Origin of the sequence: Lentibacillus halodurans (assembly GCF_900112045.1) — a bacterium.
Classification (GTDB): domain Bacteria; phylum Bacillota; class Bacilli; order Bacillales; family Amphibacillaceae; genus Lentibacillus; species Lentibacillus halodurans.
On record NZ_FOJW01000011.1, the window covers coordinates 83,725 to 108,255 of the forward strand.

Annotated in this window: 24 protein-coding genes and 1 pseudogene; 6 read left to right on the top strand and 19 right to left on the bottom strand. The window is 42.3% G+C overall.

Going from position 1 to position 24,531, the window contains the following annotated elements; translation table 11 throughout:
* Positions 1-45: 45 nt before the first annotated feature.
* The 7 genes from pyk to dnaE form a co-directional block, all read right to left on the bottom strand.
* Complete coding sequence (gene pyk, locus BM195_RS13445) at positions 46-1,806, bottom strand: pyruvate kinase (protein ID WP_090239251.1); 1,761 nt, start codon at positions 1,804-1,806, stop codon at positions 46-48.
* A 20-nt stretch (positions 1,807-1,826) separates the two neighbouring features.
* The gene (gene pfkA, locus BM195_RS13450) at positions 1,827-2,786 is read right to left on the bottom strand and encodes a 6-phosphofructokinase (RefSeq protein WP_090239256.1); all 960 of its coding nucleotides are present in this window, start codon (positions 2,784-2,786) and stop codon (positions 1,827-1,829) included.
* Positions 2,787-2,907: 121 nt separating this feature from the next.
* Positions 2,908-3,864 carry an acetyl-CoA carboxylase carboxyl transferase subunit alpha gene (gene accA / locus BM195_RS13455; protein WP_090239261.1) on the bottom strand — a complete coding sequence of 319 codons (957 nt, stop codon included), beginning with the start codon at positions 3,862-3,864 and terminating at the stop codon, positions 2,908-2,910.
* Entirely contained in the window at positions 3,861-4,724 is an 864-nt protein-coding gene (gene accD / locus BM195_RS13460) for an acetyl-CoA carboxylase, carboxyltransferase subunit beta (RefSeq protein ID WP_090239265.1), read from the bottom strand. The genes accA and accD overlap by 4 nt, the downstream gene beginning before the upstream one ends.
* A 347-nt stretch (positions 4,725-5,071) precedes the next feature.
* Positions 5,072-5,686, bottom strand: a complete 615-nt coding sequence (locus tag BM195_RS13465) for a FadR/GntR family transcriptional regulator (protein WP_342028040.1) — start codon at positions 5,684-5,686, stop codon at positions 5,072-5,074.
* 120 nt (positions 5,687-5,806) lie between these two features.
* Entirely contained in the window at positions 5,807-7,006 is a 1,200-nt protein-coding gene (gene ystJ / locus BM195_RS13470) for an NADP-dependent malic enzyme (protein ID WP_170848264.1), read from the bottom strand.
* 409 nt (positions 7,007-7,415) lie between these two features.
* Positions 7,416-10,781, bottom strand: a complete 3,366-nt coding sequence (gene dnaE, locus BM195_RS13475; RefSeq protein ID WP_090239275.1) for a DNA polymerase III subunit alpha — start codon at positions 10,779-10,781, stop codon at positions 7,416-7,418.
* 168 nt (positions 10,782-10,949) lie between these two features.
* Here dnaE and ytrH point away from each other — a divergent pair, with 168 nt between their 5' ends.
* Together ytrH and ytrI are read left to right on the top strand one after the other, a co-directional pair.
* On the top strand, positions 10,950-11,282 hold the full coding sequence (gene ytrH / locus BM195_RS13480; RefSeq protein WP_090239278.1) for a sporulation membrane protein YtrH: 333 nt from the start codon (positions 10,950-10,952) through the stop codon (positions 11,280-11,282).
* Complete coding sequence (gene ytrI, locus BM195_RS13485) at positions 11,282-11,782, top strand: sporulation membrane protein YtrI (protein ID WP_090239282.1); 501 nt, start codon at positions 11,282-11,284, stop codon at positions 11,780-11,782. Before ytrH ends, ytrI begins: the two co-directional genes overlap by 1 nt.
* A gap of 316 nt (positions 11,783-12,098) precedes the next feature.
* Here ytrI and BM195_RS13490 read toward each other — a convergent pair.
* Positions 12,099-12,233, bottom strand: a pseudogene (locus tag BM195_RS13490) (oxidoreductase); the annotation flags it as partial.
* A gap of 220 nt (positions 12,234-12,453) precedes the next feature.
* Here BM195_RS13490 and BM195_RS18900 point away from each other — a divergent pair.
* Positions 12,454-12,630 carry an IS3 family transposase gene (locus BM195_RS18900; protein ID WP_090239428.1) on the top strand — a complete coding sequence of 59 codons (177 nt, stop codon included), beginning with the start codon at positions 12,454-12,456 and terminating at the stop codon, positions 12,628-12,630.
* A gap of 213 nt (positions 12,631-12,843) precedes the next feature.
* Here BM195_RS18900 and BM195_RS13500 read toward each other — a convergent pair whose 3' ends face one another.
* Positions 12,844-13,791: a DHH family phosphoesterase gene (locus BM195_RS13500; protein WP_090239286.1), complete on the bottom strand. Its 948-nt coding sequence runs from the start codon at positions 13,789-13,791 to the stop codon at positions 12,844-12,846.
* A gap of 95 nt (positions 13,792-13,886) precedes the next feature.
* Between BM195_RS13500 and BM195_RS13505 the strand changes: the two genes are divergently transcribed.
* Positions 13,887-14,180, top strand: a complete 294-nt coding sequence (locus BM195_RS13505; protein ID WP_090239291.1) for a YtpI family protein — start codon at positions 13,887-13,889, stop codon at positions 14,178-14,180.
* Between the two features lie 133 nt (positions 14,181-14,313).
* Here BM195_RS13505 and BM195_RS13510 read toward each other — a convergent pair whose 3' ends face one another.
* From BM195_RS13510 to BM195_RS13530, 5 genes are all read right to left on the bottom strand, one after another.
* Positions 14,314-15,624: a DRTGG domain-containing protein gene (locus BM195_RS13510; protein ID WP_090239432.1), complete on the bottom strand. Its 1,311-nt coding sequence runs from the start codon at positions 15,622-15,624 to the stop codon at positions 14,314-14,316.
* Between the two features lie 77 nt (positions 15,625-15,701).
* Positions 15,702-15,923, bottom strand: a complete 222-nt coding sequence (locus BM195_RS13515; protein WP_090239298.1) for a hypothetical protein — start codon at positions 15,921-15,923, stop codon at positions 15,702-15,704.
* 67 nt (positions 15,924-15,990) lie between these two features.
* Positions 15,991-16,752 carry a prepilin peptidase gene (locus tag BM195_RS13520; RefSeq protein WP_090239305.1) on the bottom strand — a complete coding sequence of 254 codons (762 nt, stop codon included), beginning with the start codon at positions 16,750-16,752 and terminating at the stop codon, positions 15,991-15,993.
* Positions 16,753-16,978: 226 nt separating this feature from the next.
* On the bottom strand, positions 16,979-17,659 hold the full coding sequence (locus BM195_RS13525) for a metal-dependent hydrolase (protein WP_090239310.1): 681 nt from the start codon (positions 17,657-17,659) through the stop codon (positions 16,979-16,981).
* A 137-nt stretch (positions 17,660-17,796) separates the two neighbouring features.
* On the bottom strand, positions 17,797-18,471 hold the full coding sequence (locus BM195_RS13530) for a PspA/IM30 family protein (RefSeq protein WP_090239313.1): 675 nt from the start codon (positions 18,469-18,471) through the stop codon (positions 17,797-17,799).
* 156 nt (positions 18,472-18,627) lie between these two features.
* On the opposite strand from BM195_RS13530, the gene BM195_RS13535 reads away from it, so the two are divergent.
* Positions 18,628-19,725, top strand: coding sequence for a M24 family metallopeptidase (locus BM195_RS13535; protein WP_090239316.1), 1,098 nt, complete (start codon positions 18,628-18,630; stop codon positions 19,723-19,725).
* 100 nt (positions 19,726-19,825) lie between these two features.
* On the opposite strand, the gene ald is transcribed toward BM195_RS13535, so the two are convergent.
* The 3 genes from ald to BM195_RS18380 form a co-directional block, all read right to left on the bottom strand.
* On the bottom strand, positions 19,826-20,947 hold the full coding sequence (gene ald, locus BM195_RS13540; protein ID WP_090239319.1) for an alanine dehydrogenase: 1,122 nt from the start codon (positions 20,945-20,947) through the stop codon (positions 19,826-19,828).
* Positions 20,948-21,035: 88 nt separating this feature from the next.
* Positions 21,036-21,794, bottom strand: a complete 759-nt coding sequence (locus BM195_RS13545) for an SDR family oxidoreductase (RefSeq protein WP_090239321.1) — start codon at positions 21,792-21,794, stop codon at positions 21,036-21,038.
* Between the two features lie 123 nt (positions 21,795-21,917).
* Complete coding sequence (locus BM195_RS18380) at positions 21,918-22,070, bottom strand: hypothetical protein (RefSeq protein ID WP_170848262.1); 153 nt, start codon at positions 22,068-22,070, stop codon at positions 21,918-21,920.
* A 130-nt stretch (positions 22,071-22,200) separates the two neighbouring features.
* Here BM195_RS18380 and BM195_RS13550 point away from each other — a divergent pair, with 130 nt between their 5' ends.
* The gene (locus BM195_RS13550) at positions 22,201-22,629 is read left to right on the top strand and encodes a universal stress protein (RefSeq protein ID WP_090239323.1); all 429 of its coding nucleotides are present in this window, start codon (positions 22,201-22,203) and stop codon (positions 22,627-22,629) included.
* Positions 22,630-22,805: 176 nt separating this feature from the next.
* Here BM195_RS13550 and BM195_RS13555 read toward each other — a convergent pair whose 3' ends face one another.
* Positions 22,806-23,318, bottom strand: a complete 513-nt coding sequence (locus BM195_RS13555; RefSeq protein WP_425283923.1) for a MogA/MoaB family molybdenum cofactor biosynthesis protein — start codon at positions 23,316-23,318, stop codon at positions 22,806-22,808.
* A 13-nt stretch (positions 23,319-23,331) separates the two neighbouring features.
* Positions 23,332-24,519, bottom strand: a complete 1,188-nt coding sequence (locus BM195_RS13560) for an acetate kinase (protein WP_090239326.1) — start codon at positions 24,517-24,519, stop codon at positions 23,332-23,334.
* Positions 24,520-24,531 lie beyond the last annotated feature (12 nt).

A 24,531-nucleotide genomic window follows, 5' to 3' on the forward strand; every position in this document is an offset into this window, starting at 1 on the left:
GATCTCATTTTTATTTCCGGTACCTGGCTCCTAAAAAAGCCAAATTTACAGCACTTTGGCATGTCCTTCGTATATGTCACCTTTTGCCCCATCGATGGTAATATCTGTATCGTCCTGAATTTTGTCAAAAACATCTTTGACACCGACAATAACCGGTATTCCGAGACTCAGTCCGACTACTGCCGCATGGGAGGTAAGTCCGCCTTCTTCTGTCACGATGCCAGATGCTTTTTCAACGGCTTCCATCATATCACGGTCCGTACCATAAGTGACCAGGATATCATTTTCAGCCACTTTTTCAATTGCTTCTTCAGCATTTCTTGCAATGACAGCTTTGCCATAAGCACTCCCGCGGCCTATTCCTTGTCCTTTCGCCATCACATCACCGATCACATGAATCTTCATCAAATTGGTTGTACCTCTTTCACCAATCGGAACACCAGCTGTTATAATCACTCTGCTGCCGCGTTCAAAAATATTGGTGCTCAGCCCTTGATCTACTGCAATATCTAACATTTCATCCGTAGAACCTGCCTTGCTCCCCACAACAGCATACACACCCCATACGAGTGCCAGCTGGCGGTTAACACTTTCATTAAACGTTACAGCAATAATAGGTGCTTCCGGACGGTATTTCGAAATCATCCTGGCTGTATGTCCGCTCTCTGTTGGTGTGATAATAGCACTGACCGACAGATTCATTGCCGTATGGGTCACTGATTGGCTGATCGCGTCTGTTATCGTCATATCAACAGATTTGGACCGGTTATCCAGAATCAGCTTATGATCCAGTCCTGTTTCTGCCTTCAGTGCAATATTACTCATCGTCTGAACTGACTCCACCGGATAATCCCCTGCAGCAGTTTCGCCTGATAGCATGATCGCATCCGTCCCGTCAAAAATGGCATTGGCCACATCGGATGCTTCAGCTCTCGTTGGTCTTGGGTTGCGCTGCATGGAATCAAGCATTTGGGTTGCCGTGATGACCGGTTTACCGGCTATGTTACATTTTGTGATCAATTCTTTTTGGACAAGTGGCACATCTTCAGCCGGCGTTTCCACACCTAGATCACCACGTGCCACCATTAGCCCGTTACTCACTTCCAGGATCGATTCAATATTATCAATCCCTTCCTGATTTTCGATTTTCGGAATTATTTTTATATGTGTCGCATTGTTATCTTCAAGCAGTTCCTGTATTTCCAATATATCAGATGGGCGGCGGACAAAGGATGCTGCGATAAAATCAACACCTTGTTCAATACCAAACACAATATCCCGCGCATCCTTCTCGGTAATCCCTGGTAAATTTACGCTGACGTTCGGTACGTTGACCCCTTTTTTATTTTTGATCATACCTGAATTTAATGCTTTCGTTTTCAGTTCTTTATGTTCGTGATCAATATCCAGTACTTCCAATTCAATTAACCCATCATCAAGCAATATTTTAGAACCGGCATGAACATCATCAACCAAACCGCTATAGGAAACGGAAAAACGTTCAGCGGTTCCTTCCACTTCACTCATGGTCACATGAACAATACTGTCTTTTACGATTTCCGCTTCACCATGCTTAAATGTTCCTGTTCTGATTTCAGGTCCTTTCGTATCCAGCAGAATGGCAACGGTTTTTCCAGTTTTAGCTGCCGCTTCCCTGATATTTTGAATCCGTCGTCCATGTTCCTCATAATCGCCATGAGAAAAATTCAAACGGGCGACATTCATTCCTGCATCCATGAGTTGTGTCAGTCTTTCGATTGATTCCGATGCCGGTCCAATCGTACATACAATTTTTGTTCTTCGCATTTACAGCGCCTCCTTACAAATCATATCGACAATTCTTTGGATAATTGATACATATCCATATCAATCGTGTGCTTCTCTGCTAAAATTTCTGCAATGTCATGGTCAACCAATTGGTTATTTTGGATCCCCGCTATTCTTCCTGCTTTACCACTCAGCAGCATATCGACAGCTTGTGCACCCAGCCGGCTTGCCAATACACGATCAGATGCAGTCGGAGATCCTCCGCGCTGGATGTGGCCTAATACAGTCACACGTGTTTCTAAATCGGCTGTTTCTTTTATTTTTTCGGCATATTCAAATGCACTGCCGACTCCTTCTGCAAGAATAATAATACTATGTTTTTTGCCACGTTCCTGACCACGTTTCAGACGTTCAATAATATCATTCAGTTCATCTTTTTTTTCAGGAATGAGAATACTTTCCGCACCATCTGCAAGACCGGCCCAAAGTGCCAAGTCACCAGCATCTCTTCCCATCACTTCAATGATAAATGTCCGTTCGTGCGAAGAGGCAGTATCACGTATGTTGTCAATTGCTTCAATAACGGTATTTAAGGCTGTGTCAAACCCAATTGTAAAGTCGGTACCCGCGATATCGTTATCAATCGTTCCAGGGACTCCGATACACGGATAACCTTTTTCAGTCAGTTTTTGTGCACCGCGAAAACTTCCATCACCTCCGATGACAATCAAGCCTTCGATCCCATGCTTTTTCATTTGCTCAATACCTTGATTCTGACCGCCATCGGTTTTAAATTCCTCACACCTGGCAGAACGCAATATGGTACCGCCACGCTGAATGATATCACCAACCGAACCAATATCCATTTTTTTGATATTGCCGTCAATAAGACCCTGAAATCCATTTTTAATACCATATATTTCGACACTATGATAAATTGCTTTCCTAACAACAGCACGTATGGCGGCATTCATACCCGGTGAATCGCCACCGCTTGTCAAAACACCAATCTTTTTCATCTTTTCACCTCATGTCTTTCATTGTCACTACATCCAAGATAATTGTAACCAGCAAAAATATCAATTATTTTAGCTATAAGCATGAAAGAGGCTGACCCGTGTCAACCTCCTCATAAATAATTTAAACCTGTTGATAGTCTCCAATTTTATTATACTTTTCCCATCTCTTTTCAAGTAATTCATCTGAGGGTATTGCTATCAGTTCTTGTATCGATTTGGTTAAAACAGCATCAATGTTTTCCGCTTGTTGTTTGGTATCTCGGTGCGCACCGCCTCTTGGCTCTGGAATAATATCGTCAATCACATCCAGCTCATTTAAATCATACGATGTAATTTTCATATTTTCTGCTGCCTGTTTTGCAAGGCTGGCGTCTTTCCACAATAATGCTGCTGCTCCCTCCGGTGAAATAACGGAATAGGTGGAATTCTCCAGCATATGGATACGATCGCCGACACCTAACCCCAGTGCACCGCCGCTTCCGCCTTCACCAATGACAATACAAATAATCGGTATCCTAAGCCCGGCCATTTCCATCAGGTTCCGGGCAATCGCCTCACTTTGACCACGTTCTTCAGCAGCCTTGCCCGGATAAGCGCCTTTCGTATCGATGAAACAGATAACAGGGCGATTAAATTTTTCCGCCTGGCGCATATGCCGCAATGCTTTCCGGTACCCTTCCGGATGCGGCATGCCAAAATTGCGGCGGATGTTTTCTTTCGTATCTCTGCCTCGCTGATGGCCAATCACGGTGACAGGAGTATCCTGATAAAGCGCAATTCCGGATACAATCGCTTCGTCATCACCATATAAACGATCCCCATGAAATTCAATGAAGTCCGTAAATAATTGTTCGATATAATCCAGTGTTGTCGGGCGATCCTGGTGTCGTGCCATCTGAACACGCTGCCATGGTTGCAGATTGCCGTATATATCGTTTTCCAGCACTTCCAGCCGTTTTTCGAGTGTGGTGATTTCCTCTGTCAAATCGATATCACTATCAGCCGTAAACGATTTTAACTCTGCAATTTTTTCCTTCAGGTTTACAATCGGTTTTTCAAAATCCAACGCATGTTTCATGAAGTTTTCCCGCCTTTCCGGTGCATGGAAAGCAATTTATAAAGAAGAGATTTCATTTCATGGCGATGAACAACTTTGTCAAGTTGTCCATGCTTTAATAAAAATTCTGCAGTCTGAAAGTCATCCGGCAGTTTTTCATTAATGGTTTGTTCAATAATACGCCGTCCGGCAAAGCCAATCAAAGCTCCGGGTTCTGCTAAATTATAGTCTCCTATCGATGCAAAACTTGCCGATACCCCGCCTGTCGTCGGATGTGTCATAACGGAAATCATCAACCCGCCAGCTTCAGAAAAACGTTTCACAGCAACAGATGTTTTCGCCATTTGCATTAAACTTAAGACACCTTCCTGCATTCTGGCACCACCGGAAGCAGTAAAAATAATGAACGGCAGTGATTGGTCATTGGCCCTCTCTATCGCACGGGAAATCTTCTCGCCAACAACCGAGCCCATGCTCCCCATCCGGAAACTGGAATCCATGACAGTAAATGCTGTCATTTGTCCGTCAATCGAGCCTTTCCCGGTCACCACGCTTTCATTCAGACCGGTTTTTTGACGATCTTTCTCTATTTTTTCTTCATAACCTGGAAATTGCAGTGGATTGGTGGTTGTAAGCTGCTTATCCCATTCCTCAAATGTTTCTTCATCGATTAAACTATGAATCCGTTCCCAGGCTGTCAGAGGATGGTGATAACCACAATTTGGACAAACGTTAATATTCTTGTTCATTTCTTTTCGATAATAGATTTTATGACAGTTCGTACATTTTTTCATTAGCCCTTCCGGAATCTCAAGTTTACTTTGTTCACCTGGAATGGTAGCATATTTCTTTTTTTTCTTGCCAAAAAAATCCTTGAGCAAGGGAAATTCCTCCTTTTGTTCACAACAGGACAAGCAAAACGATTTTATAACTATACTGCGTCACCTGTATGAAACACCCGGCTGATTTCTCGTCTATCCAGAAGTTAGATACCCGGTTCAGGGAATTCGGTGAATCAGCGGGTTAGAGACATTTAAACTGCAGGTGTCACAAACTGTCAACTGGACTGAATTATTTTTCCGTTGGCAGTCCATAAAGTGAAACATCATTCAGTAGGACGTTCATCCCCACTGAATGTTTATGTTAGTTGAACAGAATCGGACATTTACAGCAGGCAGTTGGTTTCCACAATCTTGTCTAGGTTTTAACTATTTTTAAATGCAGGTGCTTACTGCTTGTTACATGCGGAATAAAACAATTCCTCTATTTTACCATAATTTTTTGTTTGATAAAGCTTTATAAGTTCCAGATAAAATGATTGCTCATACGAAAGACTGGAAATCGTATATGAAAATTCATCCATTAACTGCCACACTTTGGCCAACAACAGGTTCTCCGTTTTATAAAATAAGTATTGAAAAAATGCCACGTGTCTCTCATTATTGCTTAATGTGCTGTCATAAATAATGCCATACAATTGCTCGATATCATCAAGGCGAATATGATCATAGGCAATCCTGGCGGCTTCTTTTTCGATAATTTTTTTGGCAAATAACAGATCATTTCTTGTGTTTGCCCCTTGAAGGATAAATGACGACAGTACTTCTACTGAGTGATACGGCCGATAATGGCTTAAAAACGTCCCTTCCCCATGTCTTGTTTCAATCAATCCCAATAATTCCATAGCGCGCAAAGCTTCCCGAATGGAGGATCTCCCTGCCTCCAGGTTTTCGGAAAGTTCACGCTCAGATGGAAGCTTGTCTCCCGGCTTTAAATCATGATCGTCAATATACTTGCGGAGCTCCTGTAAAACACCCTGATATACCTTTTGCTTCGGTGACATGGACACAGCCGGAGTCACTCCTTTTAGAGGTTGTTCAAAAAACGCAGAAAACGTACTCCCTTTAATGAAGAACGTTGGCCAATCGGTCCTTTTTATCATTTTTGAACAAAATTTACTGGATTATGCCTCATCAATTTGTGTCAGCTGACGCGTTTTTTCAGCAACACTTTCCGGATCAACCTCAATCCTGGCAACTCCGGATTCCATTGCAACACGAGCAACACTGGACGCTACCAGAGGTGCAACCCTTGGATCAAATGGAGCTGGTATAACATAGTCTGGCGTTAATTCATCTTCAGTAATAAGAGACGCTATCGCTTCAGCTGCAGCAACCTTCATTTTTTCATTGATGCGGGTTGCCCTGACATCCAATGCTCCTCTGAAAATTCCGGGGAATGCAAGTACATTATTAACCTGGTTCGGAAAGTCAGAGCGACCTGTCCCAATTACTTTTACACCTGCGTCTTTTGCGTCATCGGGCATAATTTCAGGATCAGGATTGGCCATCGCGAAAATAACCGGATCATCATTCATTTTCTCTACCATCTCTTTTGATAATAAACCGCCAACCGAAACACCGATAAACACGTCTGCACCATCCAGGATTTCTTCCAGCGATCCTTCTTGTTTATCTTTGTTGGTCATTTTGGCGACCTCATCCTTGACTTCATTCATCCCATATGGTCTGCCTTCAAAAATGGCCCCTTTGGAATCGCACATGACCATGTCACGCACACCAAAATTGTATAATAATTTTATAATAGCAATCCCGGCAGCACCGGCACCATTCGCCACTACTTTGATATCCGAAAAAGATTTACCGGACAGTTTCAGTGCATTAATCAACCCGGCAACCGTCACAATGGCGGTACCATGCTGATCATCATGAAAAATCGGTATATTCGTTTCTTTTTTCAGACGCTCCTCTATAATGAAGCAATTCGGTGCAGCGATATCTTCCAGGTTGACACCACCGAATGTCGGCTCCATCAACTTGACTGTTTCCACAATTTTTTCGACATCATGTGAATCCAGGCAAATTGGAAAAGAATCAACACCGGCAAAACTTTTAAACAGGACGGACTTTCCCTCCATTACTGGCAAAGCTGCTTCAGCTCCAATATTGCCCAGACCCAAAACAGCCGACCCGTCACTTACAACCGCAACTGTATTGCCTTTCATCGTATAATCGTATACAGACTCTACGCGGTCATAGATTTCCTTGCACGGCTCTGCTACACCAGGAGAATATGCTAAGCTTAAATCTCTTGCATTCCGTACGGGAACTTTCGCGTCGGTTGAAAGTTTACCCTTATTCATTTTGTGAATGTGCAATGCTTCGTCTCTTAGATTCGGCACACTGTTCACTCCTTTTATTGATTTTTCAGTAAGCCCGGTAAAGATGACGGATTGAATTTGTGACGTTATGTTTTTACGCTCCTTGTAAAAGAAAAGCACTTTCCTGAGACAATACAGTTTAAGGGATGATTCCCTTATATTCATATCCTCAATTAAGGTACTTCAACTAAAATACTTGTCCGCGTCCTCAACATAACCACTTTTTTCTTCGATGTTTCACTGCCTAGGGTTTCTTTATCCCCTCAGCAACATACCCTGAGAAAGTTAAATTAACAGGGTGGTCTGACCACTTAATGATTTCATTATAACAGATGGCTTATCTGTGTAAAGAAGAAAGGTGACGCTCAATTTTCTTATTCTCAGGATTATATCATGGCATTTTCACCTTATCCAGCACAACATTTTCAGCACCAAAATAATGCCGTAACGCTTGGAGGCACGCTTCATCAGGATGAACCAAATAAGCGTATGATAACTGGTATGATGTCTTTTCCTGCTGATCATAAACGATGACTGGTGTCCTGCCGGGATTGTTTCCTGCTATGTTTTTAATCCCTGCCAGCGCTTTTTCATTATTATCTTCTGTTATTTTAATGAATAAACGCTGGTTCTGATCAACCTCCCATTCATGCTCGCTGAACTCTTCGATGACGGTGATAATCCACTGAAGCTGATTATTCCGGCTTTCGACCTTTCCTTGAAATGTTACGAGCTGCTCTTCCGAAAGCCAGCGATGAACTTCCCGGTACAAATCCGGAAAAACGACTGCCTCCATATCACCTGTTTCATCACCAATTGTCAGAAATGCCATTGGATCTCCCCGTTTGGTACGGATTTTTTTGACAGCCTGTACGATTCCGGCACTGTTCTGGTTTCGTTTTCCGGCCATTTTGGGTGCATCCGCCATGGAGATATACCCATTTGTCTTCAAAATGTCCCTGTATTTGCTGAACGGATGGCTGGAAACATAAATGCCGAGCAGTTCTTTTTCATCACCCAACTTTTTCATCAGGCTGAAATCTTCTATCGCTACATAGTTTTCTTCCAAATCAAGTTTCTGCTGAAACAGGCTTGACTGTCCGCTGAATTCCTTAAACAGCTCGCCCTGTTCCAGTGCCTGGTCAATCGATGCCAAGAGGCTTGCACGGTTATCATAAACGTCGTCAAAAGCACCTGCCATTATCAGTGTCTCCAACGTTCTGCGGTTGATCACTGTCAGCGACACACGCAGGCAGAAATCAAACAAACTTTTAAATAAACCATCTTTTCTGACCCGGATAATTTCGTTAACGACCTGGTTGCCAATACCTTTAATCGACAGAAACCCCATCCGTATCTGATCATTCTCCACGGAATATTTGCCGAAACTTTTATTGATCGATGGCGGGGCTAATGTCAGCCCATGAGCCTTCAATTCTTTTATATACATATCTGCCTTATCCTGCTGGCTCCCCACCGAACTCAACAATTCCGCAAAGAAGGCGGCAGGATAGTGTGCTTTTAAGTATGCAAGCTGGTACGATATTTTACTGTAGGCAACCGCATGACTCCTGTTAAAACCATAATTGGAAAACTTAACAATCCATTGAAAAATTTCCTCGGCAACTTGTGCTGTGTACCCATTATCCAAACAGCCCCGGATGAAAGCAGCTTTTTGTTCATCCATTACCTGCTGCTGTTTTTTACTGACTGCCCGCCGTAAAATATCAGCCTGTCCCAGTGAAAATCCGGCAATTTGATGGGCGATTTGCATGATCTGTTCCTGATAAATCAGTACGCCATATGTTTTTTTCAAAATTGGCTCAAGGTCTGGATGCGGATATTCAATTTCTTCCTTCCCGTGCTTCCGGTCAATGTAAACCGGGATGTTATCCATTGGCCCGGGTCGAAACAGGGCATTCACCGCAACGATATCCTCGAATGTTGTCGGCTTCAATCTGCTCAGCACCTGTTTCATGCCCTGTGACTCCAATTGAAACACACCATTCGTCCTGCCTTTTTGCAGCAGTTCATACGTTTGCGCGTCTTCTTCCGGGATATCCGTTAACGTGAGCGTTTGCCTGCTTGTATAGCTGATCGTCTTTAATATTCGTTCCAGCAGCGTTAAATTTCGTAAACCGAGAAAGTCCATCTTTAACAAACCGATTGCTTCGAGATCGTTCATGGCATACTGTGTCAGATAGGTATCATGGGTGCCGGCAGTTAACGGGACATCCTCTACGATCGGTTCCTCGCTGATAACCACACCAGCTGCATGTGTCGACAAATGTCTTGGCAGTCCCTCCAGTTTTGCTGCAATGGTGAATAATGCCTTCAATTTGTCCGACTGCCGAATATATTGCTGCAAGTCTGCAGATTCTTTCACATACGCTGAGATCGGCTGCTTCGCCTGAACAGGGATTTTTTTTAATATAAAATTAGCATCCTGCTTGTCCACATCCATTGTTTTCATTAGTTCCCGCAGCAGTGATCTTGCAGCAAACGTACCAAACGTAATTATTTGCGCAACATGGTCATTTCCATATTTATCACGGACGTAATCAATGACTTCATCCCGTCTGTGATCCGAAAAATCGATATCAATATCTGGCATCGTAATACGCTCGGGATTCAGGAAACGTTCGAACAATAAATCATATTGTATCGGATCGATTTCCGTAATACCGAGTACATAGGCAACGAGCGACCCCGCAGCTGATCCGCGGCCGGGTCCGACTAAAATATTCTGTTCTTTGGCATAAGCGATAAAATCCCAGACGATTAAAAAATAGTCACTGAATTGCATTGATTTAATGATCCCCAGTTCATAGGCAAGACGCGCCTCTATTTCATCCGAGACAATATCATATTTTTGTTTGGTGTTTTCCCGGCATATGTTTTCGAGATATGTATGAGTATCCACCTCTTCCGGAACAGGGTAGGATGGCAGCATTTTACGGTCAAAGTCAAACGTGACATGGCATTTTTCGGCAATCATACCAGTTTCATGAATGATTTCAGGCCAATCTGCATCAAACAGTTGCTCCATTTCTGCCTGCGATCGCAAATGACGCTGTTTTACCGTTGCATCTGTTATCCGCATCGACCATTTCTTATCATGTTTCATGGATTGTAGACAATCATATGCGAGATCGTCTTTTTCACCCAGGTACCTGACATCGTTCAGTAATACAGCATTCGTCTGATACATGTCATGAAAAGCTTTTATGGCCTGATTGATATTGCGCTCTGTAAGCAGCCCGTGATCCTGAACCCCCAGGTAAAAATCAGCCCGGTCAAACATATGCCAGTGTTTTTCCAAATATTCCTTGACATGATCATATGGTTCTTGCAGTAATAACGATCCCGGTTTGGATTCAGCCGTAATCAAAATACAAATCAGGTCATCACTGTAAGACTCCAGTTCAGTGTGTTCTATGCCTTTTTTTGGAGATAGTTGAATACGTGTGCTTAACTTGATTAAATGTTGATACCCTTGATTATTTTTAGCCAAAAGAATACAAAAATCCGGTTCTTCATCAGCAGAAGTAACCTTTACATTCATTCCAATGATGGGTTTAATCCCATTTTTTTGACATGCTTTATAAAATGGGATAGCACCATATAAAACGTGTTCATCAGTTAGTGCCAGCGCACCAAATTGCAGTTCGCGCGCTCTTGCAGCCAGCTTGTCAATCATAATGGTGCTGTTCATGAAACTATATCCGCTTCGGACTTGTAAGTGTGTAAATGACATGCTATCCCACCTCCCTTTTGAACATTCATATATGATATCTGCCTTCATTATAGCTAAACAAGCAAAAAACTGCATTTTATAACGTTTAATGTTCATTTCATGCATCCTGACATATCTTGTCCACTGGCATCATAAAATGAACCAGTATACTGACAAGGAGTACAAACCATGGAAGAACGATTTATCGCTCAACTCATTCATTGTTTTTTTATCGCATTCGGTGTCATTATAGGCGGTGCCATTATCGGCAGTATCGGCGCATTTGCTACAGGCGATGCACCATTCACCCAAATGAATCGGATTGCGGACAGGCTGCGGATATGGGCAATTGTTGCTGCAATCGGCGGAACGTTTGATGCCATTGCTAATTTCGAAAAAGGTGTTTTGGACGGATCTACCTTTGACCTGTTTAAACAAATCATGCTTATTTTAACAGCAATGGGCGGGGTTAAAGCCGGGATTATCATTATCAGCTGGCTGATTCAGGAGGATGTTGGATAATGCATATTCCGCCATACCATAAGAAGACAACATGGCAGCGGTTTTTGGTTGGAACGTTTGTCGGTGCAGTCATTGCTTACTTTATATTTGTATACATGCATGGATCTATGTATGGACAGCTTCTGGAGGAGAATCGTGATCTCAAATCAGAAGTGACTGAACTGAAAAATCAAAATGAAGCATTACTGGAAGACAACGAAAATCTAGACGAACAGTCAAAAGCACCCATTAAAGTGGAAACCATCGAAATAACGATTACCAACGAAGAAGATCTGCCGGATAGATTAATTATACATGACCTTGAAGAATTAATGAAGGAAGAAATCGAGCATATCATTGGAAAAGATGTTTCCATTATTTCAGAAAGTGATGGATTATTGACTGCCACTATCGAGAACAAAAAATTTACAGTGGATGATTTTGAATTCCAGTTTTCGGTCAAAAAACTATATTTAACGAAAACAGTCAAAATTTCAGTAGAGGCTAATATGGCAGATTAATGTGTAAACATTTCATGCAGCTTTGGCGATTTTGTAGTAAATCCTGTCTCATCCACTGATAATCGGTACAGATTGCGTATTGGAAAGGAGTTGGCAGTTCAAACTGTATTATTCCCCAGAACAAGATAGCAATAAACCGGTCACATTGAACCACACTAAGTCACAAATCATTTGCAAGTACCGTATTTATTGTTAAAATCGATACGTTATCAATTTTTATATTTTCGTCCATTACTTATTGTAAAAGGCTGTCGAGAACTTATCGACAGCCAGAGTTATTGTGAAAAAACACCGATATTTTTGTCTTAACAAATTTTTACCAAGGTTGACTTGTTGGGCCAATTGTAAATTCGTTAACATTCGTATCTTCTGGTTGATCAAGGGCAAACGCCACAACATTGGCAATTCGATCAGGTGTAATTCCAAATTGCTCGTATAACGCAGTCATACCTCCTGATTATTACTTTGAAAAAATAATTCATGATTAGTATAAAAGCTAGAGTTAACTCTAACACAAGTGGTAAATAAAAAATAAAGCTATTTTTTTGATATCTTTTAGTTAACTTTAAATATAGAGTTCTTTTGCGTTAGCTATAGGGAATTGTTTTATGGAAAATATAGCAAAAAGTGTCTTTATAATTGGGACATACTGGAGGAATTGAAGAAGCGACATATATAATGAATGGACATTTCAGAGATCAGTAAAAGCTTTCTGGCAGAACGAGTATCAAACAAATGAGCAATTAGTTCAAGCAATTGAGGAATACATCCATTTCTATAATTTTGAGCGATACCAACAAAGATTAAACGGCCTCAGTCCTATGGAGTATAGGAAGAAGGCCGCGTAAATCCTTTTTATTATTTCCACTGTCTACTTGACAGGGAGCAACTGTAATTGGAACAGTTCAGATTGATCTTGACTAATATTTTTTTGTCTCAGCCTCATTTTATAGGATAACCATTCTAAAAGATGGTTGATTTTGAATGAAGGGAACGAATGTTTTAACTGCTCTTAGCAGCCTGAATACACGGAGACTCCTACAGGAACAGCGGCCTATAGATTAGCCTTCATATTCCTTGCATGACTGTTCCAGATCCTTTATCACCTTTTCTGTTTCTTCCCATGTACTGACAGATGCTCCTGCTGCCATTGGATGACCCCCGCCATCATATTTGGTAGCAATCTCATTAACGACTGGGCCTTTTGAACGCAGACGGACTCTGATCAAATCATCTTCTTCGATAAAAAATACCCATGCTTTAATCTTCTCAATATCACCCAGGACCCCAACAAGCTGCCCCGAATCCATCGGACTGACACCATATTCATTCAGAGTAGCTTTTGTCAATTTAACCGAGCTCAATCCGGATTCAGAAAGCTTGAAATGCTGCAGAATATACCCGCGCAGTCTGGCAATGTTGTCTTTTATGTTATATATACCATCATGAAGGCTGGGACGGTCAAAATCATACGTCACAAGTTCCGCTGCATGCTGGAGTGTTTTCTTGGTCGTACTTGGGAATAAAAACCTCCCAGTATCACCGACAATACCGGCATAAATAAGGCGCGCTGCATCATTGTTAAAGGTAAATCCTTCATTTTTAGCGGACTGGTAAAAATCATATATCATCTCACTCGTTGAACTGGCTGTTGTGTCCACCCACATCAGATCACCATAGACATCCACATTTGGGTGGTGATCAATTTTAATCAGTTTGTCCCCCAAACTATACCGTTCATCACTGATACGGGCAGCATTAGCTGTATCACAGACAATGACCAGCGCATTTTGATATGTATGATCAGCAATCTCATCCATCTTAGCCAAAAAGTCCAAGGATGGGTCTTCTTCTCCGACAATGTACACATTTTTATCGGGGAACGATTCGGCAATCATCTCCTTCAGACCGGCCTGAGAACCATATGCATCCGGATCAGGGCGTACATGACGGTGAATGATAATCGTTTCATATGTTTTAATCGCTTGAATGATCGATGGTATACACATACTATTCTCCTGACTTTGTCACATTTTTTACTTTCTTAAAAAGAAAAAACAAGCTACAATAAAGTGGAACTTCATTCAGTGTAGGAGTAGATCATATGATTATTTTTCCAATTATTATTGTCCTTTCGCTCGTTTTCTGGATTTATTACAAAGTGGCCATCATAAAAAGTGATGATGGGTTGACCCAAGCTTATTTTAACGCAAAATCACGTATTTGTCTCGGAAGTTTTATTTTCTTTTTTGCCATCAATCAATATGTATTTTACCAGACACAGATTTCATTATTTATCGGTATTGTTTTCTTGGTTTTCGGCGGTTTGCATTTGTACGCGGGAATGAAAGAAGTGAAACATTACAGGCGTGAGTGGAACCGGCTGAATTCACACTAGGAGTTCAGAGGTATGATTGAGAGGAATCGGCGGAGTGCCGATTCCTTTGATTGAACGTAAAATAGATAGATTACGTTGACCTTATAAGGGCACTTCGGTACTCGCTATATGACGAAGCTTGGCCTGAGTTTTTCTAATAACGGTCGATCAATTGGGCCATCAGGAGACCCTTTCCGACCATTTTCTTTCCGCCGAATACTTCAATATCCATTTTGGCGTAAATGCGGCCGGCTTCCAGAATATTTGGTTTAATCGTCAGTTTACTGTCAATCTGTACCGGCTTTAAAAAGTAAACCGTCAAATTCTCCACGACAAGGTCACCTTTTTTGTAATGGCGCAAAAGCCGACTGCTCGCTTCTGACATTAACGCCGTAAATACACCGTTGGAAAGTGTACCTATCTGATTCGTCATTTGCGGTGTCACATGAGCATGAAAAACAGTCTGATCCTCTTCTGCTGGAATCAGGTTATTCGCTACAATATCATCAATCGTCTCACCGATTTGTGGCTGCCGCTGAATTTGCTGCAGGGCTTTCAGTACATCCTGCCGTGAAACAACGCCTTTAAGCCTGTTTGACTCATCTACCACCGGAACAACCTCGATGCCTTCCCAAACCATCATATGCGCAACATAGGCCAGTGAGGTTTTATCCTGAGCAGAAATCGGGTTTTTCGTCATGATTTTTTCAACAGATGTTGTCTTATCTTTTCCGATGACATCCTTTGAGGTAATCATCCCCGCTACACGTTCTTTGTCATCGACCACCGGATACCGCGTATGTGCCGATTGTTCATTTAATTCATACCAGCGCTCCAGTTTATCTTTTGTATATAAATATAACGACTGATCATATGGTGAATAAATATCCCCGACGAATACGATTTCTTTTTTGATCAGCTGATCGTAAATCGCTCTATTAATCATGGCAGCAACCGTAAATGTATCATAGCTAGTTGACATGACCGGCAGTTGTTTGTCATCGGCGAGCTGCTTAATTCTGTCATCTGTATCAAATCCGCCCGTAATTAATACTGCAGCCCCTTCACTTAATGCCAATTCATGTGCTTTGACCCGGTTACCTACAATCAGCAATGAACCAGCTTCTGTATACCGCATCATGGCTTCAAGCTGCATCGCGCCGATAACGAATTTATTTAATGTTTTATGTAGCCCTTCACGACCACCCAACACTTGTCCATCCACAATTTTGATCACTTCGGCAAATGTCAGCCTTTCAAAGTTCTCCTTCTTTTTCCGCTCAATCCTGATCGTACCTACCCGCTCGATCGTACTGACAATCCCTTGATTTTCTGCATCCTTAATGGCCCGGTAGGCAGTCCCTTCACTCACATTCAATGATTTTGCAATCTGCCTGACTGAGATTTTATGACCGATTTCCAGTGATAAAATATGCTGTAAAATCTGTTCGTGTTTCGTAGCCATTGATTCACCGACTTTCAACTGTACTAGTCTTTATACTTATCTTATATTATACAGTTGATACAGTGAAACCTCAATGGTTAAGCCCTTTGTCGAGATCCTGTATGCTCCTGTTCCATTACTGGGGGTTTTGTCATTTGCAAAAGTGTTGCAAAATTGGCCCCAACAACCAGTAAAAAGAATCCAAGCCATAATCCCCAAAACAGTACTGCTTCTTGTGTGATGGCACTCGGAATTACCGGCCAGGCAATATACAGGAAAAAGCCAGCCAGCAGTAAGCGCAATATCGCATAATGACGCACTTATATCTCCTCCCTCGCTATTAATCTATGATGAAAGCAGGAGGTGCAGAACTGACAGACAAAACTTTCATCCCTGCAGCCAATCATGAAAATACCAGCCTAATAAAATATCCCCGTGAAAATAGGTTATGATCGATGCGATAACGATATATGGACCGAATGGAACCGGCTGCTGCCGGTCAATAACTTTCAGCAGGAGTAATACAAGTCCGATAACTGCACCGATCATACAAGAAAGAAATAAAGCTAACAGCGTTTTTTCAAACCCCAATACGATACCTAAAAGGCCAAACAACTTCATATCGCCTGCACCCATACCGCCGCGGCTCACAAGAATGACAATCGCAATAATGAGGACGCCGGCAAAAGCTCCTGCAATTGAGGACCACCACGTATCCAGCGGCCGGATAAAGCGTGCCAAAACCAATAGCGGAAAAAAGAATAGCAATATACTGTTCGGAATAAGCATGTATCGAATGTCGGAAACAAGTATGATCACCAGCAATGACATCAATATGAGCGCCGTTATTAATTCAAAGTCCAATCCCGACTGTATGTAACAGAATACAAACAATACGCCTGTTGTTAACTCGATCACCGGATACAGAAGTGAAATGCTTCCATTGCAATGTCTGCACTTTCCACGCTGCATCATGTAAGATAAAACAGGAATAAGCTCAGGCCATGACAAGGGGTGTTGACATTGCGGGCAAACCGAACGGTCATTAGTAAAGGACTTTTTTTGGGGTATACGCAATCCAATGACATTGAAAAATGAACCGAAGATCAGACCAAGCAGGAAGAATAATAGAATGAGAAGATTATCCATTACTGTGCTCCTTGTTCCATTCTAAAATGAATGATAATAGATTTATGACACAAGAACATTATACCATGTCAAGGCCAGTATGGAATAAGAAAGTTTGCTAAAGTTGAAAATCCAAAACTGAATGTATAGCTCCGTCTTGTTAGAGGGCACCGAAGTTTTCCCTTGATATGCATGCTGACGTTTATAATTTAAAAAACGTGAGCCATCGCCCACGTTTTTTGTCCGTTTACAAATCCACTGAATCCCCGATTTTCATCGCAAGTCCTTGTCCGGTTTTCACCTTGGAGACGAAATCATCCGGATCCTGTTCAATCATCGGGAATGTATTATAATGTACGGGTACGACTGTCGTAGCATTGATCCAATCTGAGGCAATCAGCGCATCATCAGGTCCCATCGTGAAATTATCACCGATTGGCACAAACGCTATATCGATGTCGTTCATATCACCGATCAGCTTCAGATCACTGAACAGTCCCGTATCACCGACATGATAAACGGTTTTGCCATCAATCGTCAGCAGAATTCCACCCGGCATACCAGTATAAATAATAGTACCATCTTCTTCTGTATAGGATGAACCGTGAAATGCCTGGGTGAATTTCACTTTCCCGAAATCAAATTCATGAGCCCCGCCGATATGCATATTATGAGTGTTCAGCCCTTTATTACCAAGGTAATCGGCCAGCTCATTCGGGGCTACGACCAGTGCATCGTTTCGTTTGGCAATTTCTTCAGTGTCCCCGACATGGTCATTATGGCCGTGTGTCAGCAAAATAACATCTGCCTCAACAGACCCTGCATCAAGGTCACATGCTTCATTCCCGGAAATAAACGGATCGATTAAAATGGTGTGGCTGTCTGTTTCAATCCGGACCACAGAATGTCCATGATAAGATACTTTCATGTCTATCGCTCCTTTAGCTCAATAGTCTGCACTATATATATTCGATAGAGGCCTTCCTGATTCCTTTACCCGTTTTGGATTTTTTTATGCAAATTTCGGGATAAAGAACAGACTGAATCCCCCCCGGGGCTTCATATTTATTCTTTTCCAATCTTCTTTTTAAGTTCTGCCAGTTCATCGTCAATTTCGCCATGATCATTGTTTAATTTGTCAAATTCCTCATCAAGTGACCGGCCTTCATGTGTTAAATCTTCACTTGTATCGGCTTCTGCCTCATACTGCAAGACTTTTTCTTCCATCCGTTCAAAACCTTTTTTCGATTCATCACTGCCGATTGCTGACATCGTTCGGTTCATTTTTGTTCTTGTTTTGGCCGATTCCGCACGAGCCTGAAGGGAATCTTTCTTCAGTTTCATTTGTTGGTATTCCTTTTTCATTTCATCCAGTTTATCACGTAATACGTTACTGTCCTTGTTTGCCTGTTCCCAGGATTCCTGCAATAATTCAGCCTGTTTCTCCTGTTCTACCTTATTTTCCAGTGCACGTTTGGCCAAATCGTCATTACCTGCTTCAATTGCCTGTTCAGCCTGTTTGTGCCGTTTTTCCACTTTCGCCTGTGCATCATCAGCCTTCCGCTTCAGCATTTTTTCATTAGCGATTTGTTTCGCAACTGCCGATTCAACTTCCTGGATATCACTCTCCATATCCCGCATGAACTGATCGAGCATTTTCACCGGATCCTCCGCCTTGTCAAGCATAGCATTCAGCTCTGAACTGACAACGGTCGAAACGCGTTTAAAGAACTTAAACATGTATATGCCCTCCTTGTTTTAAATTATTTACAAGTCCCGTCATTCTGAATGTTTCCCTATGCAATACGATGATAATCCATAAAAGTTTCAAAAATGAACAATTTTTCGGATTTGATTTGTTATAATGGACCTACAATTAGAATAGGGGTGATCACAATGACAGAAAGATTGGACTTGCTGCTTGGTGAACTGAAAAAGAATGACCAGGACAGTATGCTGATTACGTCAGCGGCGAATTTTTACTATCTAAGCAATTATTATACAGATCCGCACGAACGCCTTATTGCTGTTTATATCAGCCGATATCATGATCCATTAATGATTATACCCGCAATGGAGAAGGAAGATGCCAAAAATGCAGGATGGAAGTATGAGATCATTGCTTACAGTGACCATGAGAATCCGTGGAAACTGTTTCGCCAATTTCTGACACGCAACGAGAGTAGGCCGCAATCAATGGCATTGGAGCAAAACCATCTGACATTGGAACGCTTTGAACACATCAAAACAGTACTTCCGGATGCCATTTTCACCGATGCACAGGAAATATTGGCTAATTTAAGGGTGATCAAAAACAGACAGGAGTATGGACTTCTTAAAGAAGCTGCGGCACTTGCTGATTTCGGTATCAAAACGGGTGTTAAAGCAATAAAACAGGATGTCAGTGAACTCGAAATCATTGCAAAAGTTGAGTACGAACTGAAAAAACAAGGCGTCCGGCAAATGTCCTTTTCCACGATGACTTTATCAGGTGCTAAAACCGCATCACCACACGGGACACCTTCCATGAAAACAATTGGGAAAGGGGATCTTGTACTGTTTGATCTTGGGGTGGTTTATGAAGGTTATTGCTCTGATATTAGCAGGACGGTTGCCTTTAAATCAGCAACACCCGAACAGGAAAAGATCTACAATACCGTACTGGACGGACAGATAAAGGCCATTGAGGCATCCAGGCAAGGTACGTCGGTCGGACAAGTTGACTTGGCAGCACGCAGGCACATTGAGCAAGCAGGCTATGGCGACTATTTCACCCACAGGATCGGACATGGACTTGGAATTGAAACGCACGAATATCCATCGATGCATAGCCAGAACAAGCTGCCGCTTCAAACAGGTATGTGCTATACGATTGAGCCAGGTATTTATGTCCCGGGGCAAGGCGGTGTGCGAATTGAAGATATGGTTTTCATGACCGATAAAGGCCCAGAAATATTGACTGAATATCCGAAAGAACTGCAAATTGTGGATTAATCAGCAGATATCCTATTAATAAGGTCGGTCTTTATGAACCGATTGCCTTCGATATCAACTGAATTAAAGCGGCACCTGAGTCAGGTGCCGCTTTAATTCATTATTCTTTTCCAAGTAGTGCATGCACATCATCATAATGCAAACCATGGGATTCAGCAACTGCTTTATATGTGACATATCCATCCAGTGTATTGATTCCTTTTAACAATTTTTCGTCATCAAGGCAGGCCTGTAGATATCCTTTATTTGCCAGCTTCAGTGCATATGGCACTGTCACATTTGTCAGTCCGATTGTTGATGTACGCGGGACCGCGCCAGGCATATTCGCAACTGCATAATGCAAAACACCATGCTTTTTGTAAGTTGGATTATCATGTGTTGTAATCCGGTCGCTCGTTTCAACAATGCCGCCCTGATCAATCGCAACGTCAACAATGACTGACTCTTCCGGCATTGACTTAATCATTTCCTCTGTTACCAATTTCGGTGCTTTTGCTCCCGGGATCAAAACAGCACCAATCACAAGATCAGATTCTGCGGCGGAGTCACTGATATTTTTCGGATTGGACATCAATGTATTGATATCCGAACCAAAAATATCATCCAGCTGACGCAGACGCTCCGGATTCAAATCAATAATGGTCACGTCAGCACCAAGCCCCATTGCCATTTTGGCTGCGTTTGTACCAACTACACCACCACCGATGACAGTCACCTTCCCGCGTTTTACACCAGGAATTCCTGAAAGTAATACACCTTTCCCACCTTTGGTCTTCTCCAGAAACTGTGCACCAATTTGCGATGCCATACGCCCAGCAACCTCACTCATCGGGGTCAATAGCGGCAATGAACCATTATCAAGCTGTACTGTTTCGTATGCAATGCCGACTACTTTCTTGTCAATCAACGCTTCGGTCAATTTCGGTTCCGCTGCCAAGTGTAAATAGGTAAATAAAATTTGACCTTCATAAAAATAGTCATACTCCTCAGGAAGCGGCTCTTTAACCTTCATGACCATTTCTTTTGACCAAGCTTCTTCTGCAGATGAAACGATCGTCGCTCCTTCCACTCTATACGCTTCATCCGGAAAACCTGATCCCAGTCCGGCACCAGTCTCAACATAGACCTCATGGCCAGCATCTGTTAATGTAACCACTCCGGCCGGTGTCATGGCTACCCTGTTTTCGTTATTTTTAATTTCCTTTGGCACTCCAATTTTCATTGAATATACCCCCTATGTTATGTATATATAAAATACCATGAAAGCATTTTCATTATAACAAATCCCGACAGGAAAAAACATTCAAATATTATCGGTAGCGATTGATAACATCGATTCCACCTGTGATTTCAAAAATAGATCCGGTAATCATGTCTGAATCACAGTCACATAAATATAAAATTACACGAGCGATATCCTCTCCTGTTCCGGGCCTGCCAATTGGTGTCTTATCGTCACGAACTTTTCGGCTGTCTTCAATACCGGCTTCTTTCATCTCACCGACAATATTGCCGGGACACACCATATTGGACGTAATTTGATACTCCGCCTCTTCAAATGCAACTGTTTTTGTCAGTGAAACAAGACCGCTTTTGGCAGCTGCAAATGCAGAACGATACAGCCAGCCTGAAGCACTGTTGGCTCCCTGAAAGCCATAATTGACAATCCGCCCAAAACGCTGCTTTCGCATATGCGGGATCGTTTCTTTAAGCAAATAAAAAACGGCATCAAGGTTGCCATGGATCATTTCGTCCCATTCATCATCGGAATAATCAAGCAGTTTTTTCCGTTCAAATACAAACGGACCTGCATTGTTAATCAGATAGTCGATTCCACCATGAGATTCCACTGCGGTATTCACCAGGTTATTTATCGCCTGTTGATCGGTTATATCAGCTTGTTCAATATGTAGCAAATCACTGTATGATGCGAGCTCTGCCTGGACGTTCCGTGCCTTCTCAGCATTATGGTGGTACGTTGTGGTGACATGATGGCCGGCTTCCAAAAATGTTTGAACGACTTGCCTTCCCAGTCCTGATGTACCTGCTGTTATCAATGCATGTCCCATCGGCTGTTCCTCCTTTTCTGCAGTATTTGCTGAAACGCTTATCATGACTGAAATTATAACATAATATAATGTAATAAGTCAGTTGAACAATCCACCCCGCAGCAAGGATGATTGTTCAGCATCTTAATTTTTCTGATTATTATACGTGTGGATGCTCCGGTTATTGGAGAGTTTATCCTTATCTTCAATCACACCGCTCTGATAGCTCTCAAATAATTGATTTTGCACGGCCGAAATACCTTGTTTATCTTCAACCCATTTATTTTTCCTGACCAAGTTTCATCACCTCCATTCTTAGTTTGTTCACCATGAATACACAAAACAGTAATTTCTTTTTCCAGTTTTGGTAAATACGATTGTCATTCGATATTAAAGGGTAATAAAATAATAAAAGGAGGGATTTCCAGTGGAATATAAGCATATTGTCGTAGCAGTAGATGGGTCTGAGGCTTCTGAAAAAGCATTCCGGAAAGCGCTGGATATTGTAAAACGAAATGACGCACGGATGATATTGGCTCATGTTGTTGATTCAAGAACTTTTGCCACAGCTGAGGCATATGACAGAACATTGGCTGAACGTGCAGAGGAATACGCAAAAGATTTGGTGGACAGTTACGTGGAAAATGCAAAAGTTGCGGGGATAACCAAGTTGATAAGGTGTGTCGAGTATGGATCACCAAAAGTAAAAATTGCCAAAGATATAGCGGGAAGCTTTGGAGCGGATTTAATTATTTGTGGTGCAACAGGAATGGGAGCCGTCGAACGTTTCCTGATTGGCAGTGTTTCGGAAAGCATTACAAGATATGCCAGCTGTGACGTGCTGGTCGTACGCTGACCAATGTGCTTGGTGAGTTGACGGCTCCATGTTTTCCTGCTGGTAATGTTCACGTGAATTGGTACTGCTCGCGCGACCCACTGTTACCTTGCTGACTGCATGTCGCGCGATTTAATCGTGCTTGCTCGATTTGGTACCACTGCTGTCGCATATTTCCGCAGGGGCAATCTGGGAAATTACCGAATATCTTTTCGCAATTCATTGACAACATGATTGATTTCAGGAATGATCAGTTTATTCATAGCTAATTTCACAGCGCCGGATGAACCGGGGGTTGCAAAAATAGCTTTATTCCCGATCACCCCCGCAATCGCACGTGACAGAATGGCGGCCGAACCAATGTCTTCCTGATAACTGAGCATACGGAATATTTCACCAAATCCGTTCATTTCTTTATCAAGCATCGGCTCTATGGTTTCAATCGTCACATCACGATGGGCAATACCGGTTCCGCCATTCATTAAGATGATATCAACATTGGCGTTTTCACATCCTGCCGTAATCTGATTCCGAATAGCACGCTTTTCATCCGGAACAATCGCTTTTTCAACGACATGATGACCAGCTTCCTCAAACAATGCAGTCATCAGATTTCCGCTTTTATCTGTTTCCGACTGTCTTGTATCACTTATCGTTATGACCATACAATTAATCGGATTATTTCCCAGTTTATGCTCATGAACAGACAAATCAGTCTCCCCCTCAGCCTTGTGATGTAAGCCTTACCGTATCCCGAGCAATCACAACTTCCTCATTCGTCGGGATGACCATTACTTTGACCGGGGAGTGCGGGTAGTTGATAAATGTTTCTTGCCCACGGACTTTATTCCGGGAAGGATCCCAATAAACGCCCATAAATTCAAGTCCGGTCAGTACCTTTTCCCGAATCACATCACTATTCTCACCAACACCTGCTGTAAATATGATCGCATCAACTCCCGACATTCTCGCAGCATATGATCCCAGATATTTATGAATGCGCGCTGCAAAAACTTCCAGTGCCAGTTCCGCACGTTCATTTTTATCAGCTGTCTGTTCAATATCGCGTAAGTCACTGGAAAAGCCGGACAAAGCGAGCATCCCGCTTTTTTTATTTAAAACATTGACGACTTCATCTGCTTCTTTCCCGGTCTTTTCCATGATAAATGGAATAAGTGCCGGGTCAATATTGCCGGATCTTGTTCCCATTGTTACACCAGCTAAAGGTGTGAAGCCCATTGATGTATCAATTGATCTTCCCTCCTCAATCGCTGCAATACTGGCACCATTGCCTAAATGACAGGAAATCAGGCGCAGCTGATTAAGCGGCAGTCCAAGCATTTCTGCTGCACGCTGTGACACATATTTATGAGAAGTGCCGTGAAAACCATACTTGCGAATACCATAATATTCATAATATTCATACGGTAGACTGTATAAATAGGATTTCTCTGGCATCGTCTGGTGAAAGGCCGTATCAAATACCGCAACCATTGGAACATCGGGTAAAATTTCCCTGAATGCATGGATGCCGGTCAAATTTGCCGGATTGTGAAGCGGCGCCAGTTCAGAAACTTCTTCAATCGTCCGGATGACCTCATCTGTGATCAGCATAGAATCACTGAATTTTTCACCACCATGAACGACACGGTGTCCAACTGCATTGATTTCTTCCATGGACTGAATAACCCCGGAAGATGTAAGTTTCTCCAGAAGGTGCTTGACGGCTACTTCATGATCCGGTATATCCATCACCATTTTATTTTTATCATTTACTTCAATCGTAAAAACAGAATCGGATAAACCAATCCGTTCGACGAGACCTTTTGCCAGAACGGTTTCGTCAGGCATCCGAATTAGCTGGAATTTTAATGACGAACTGCCGGCATTAATTGCCAAGATATTGGACATATTCTTTAACTC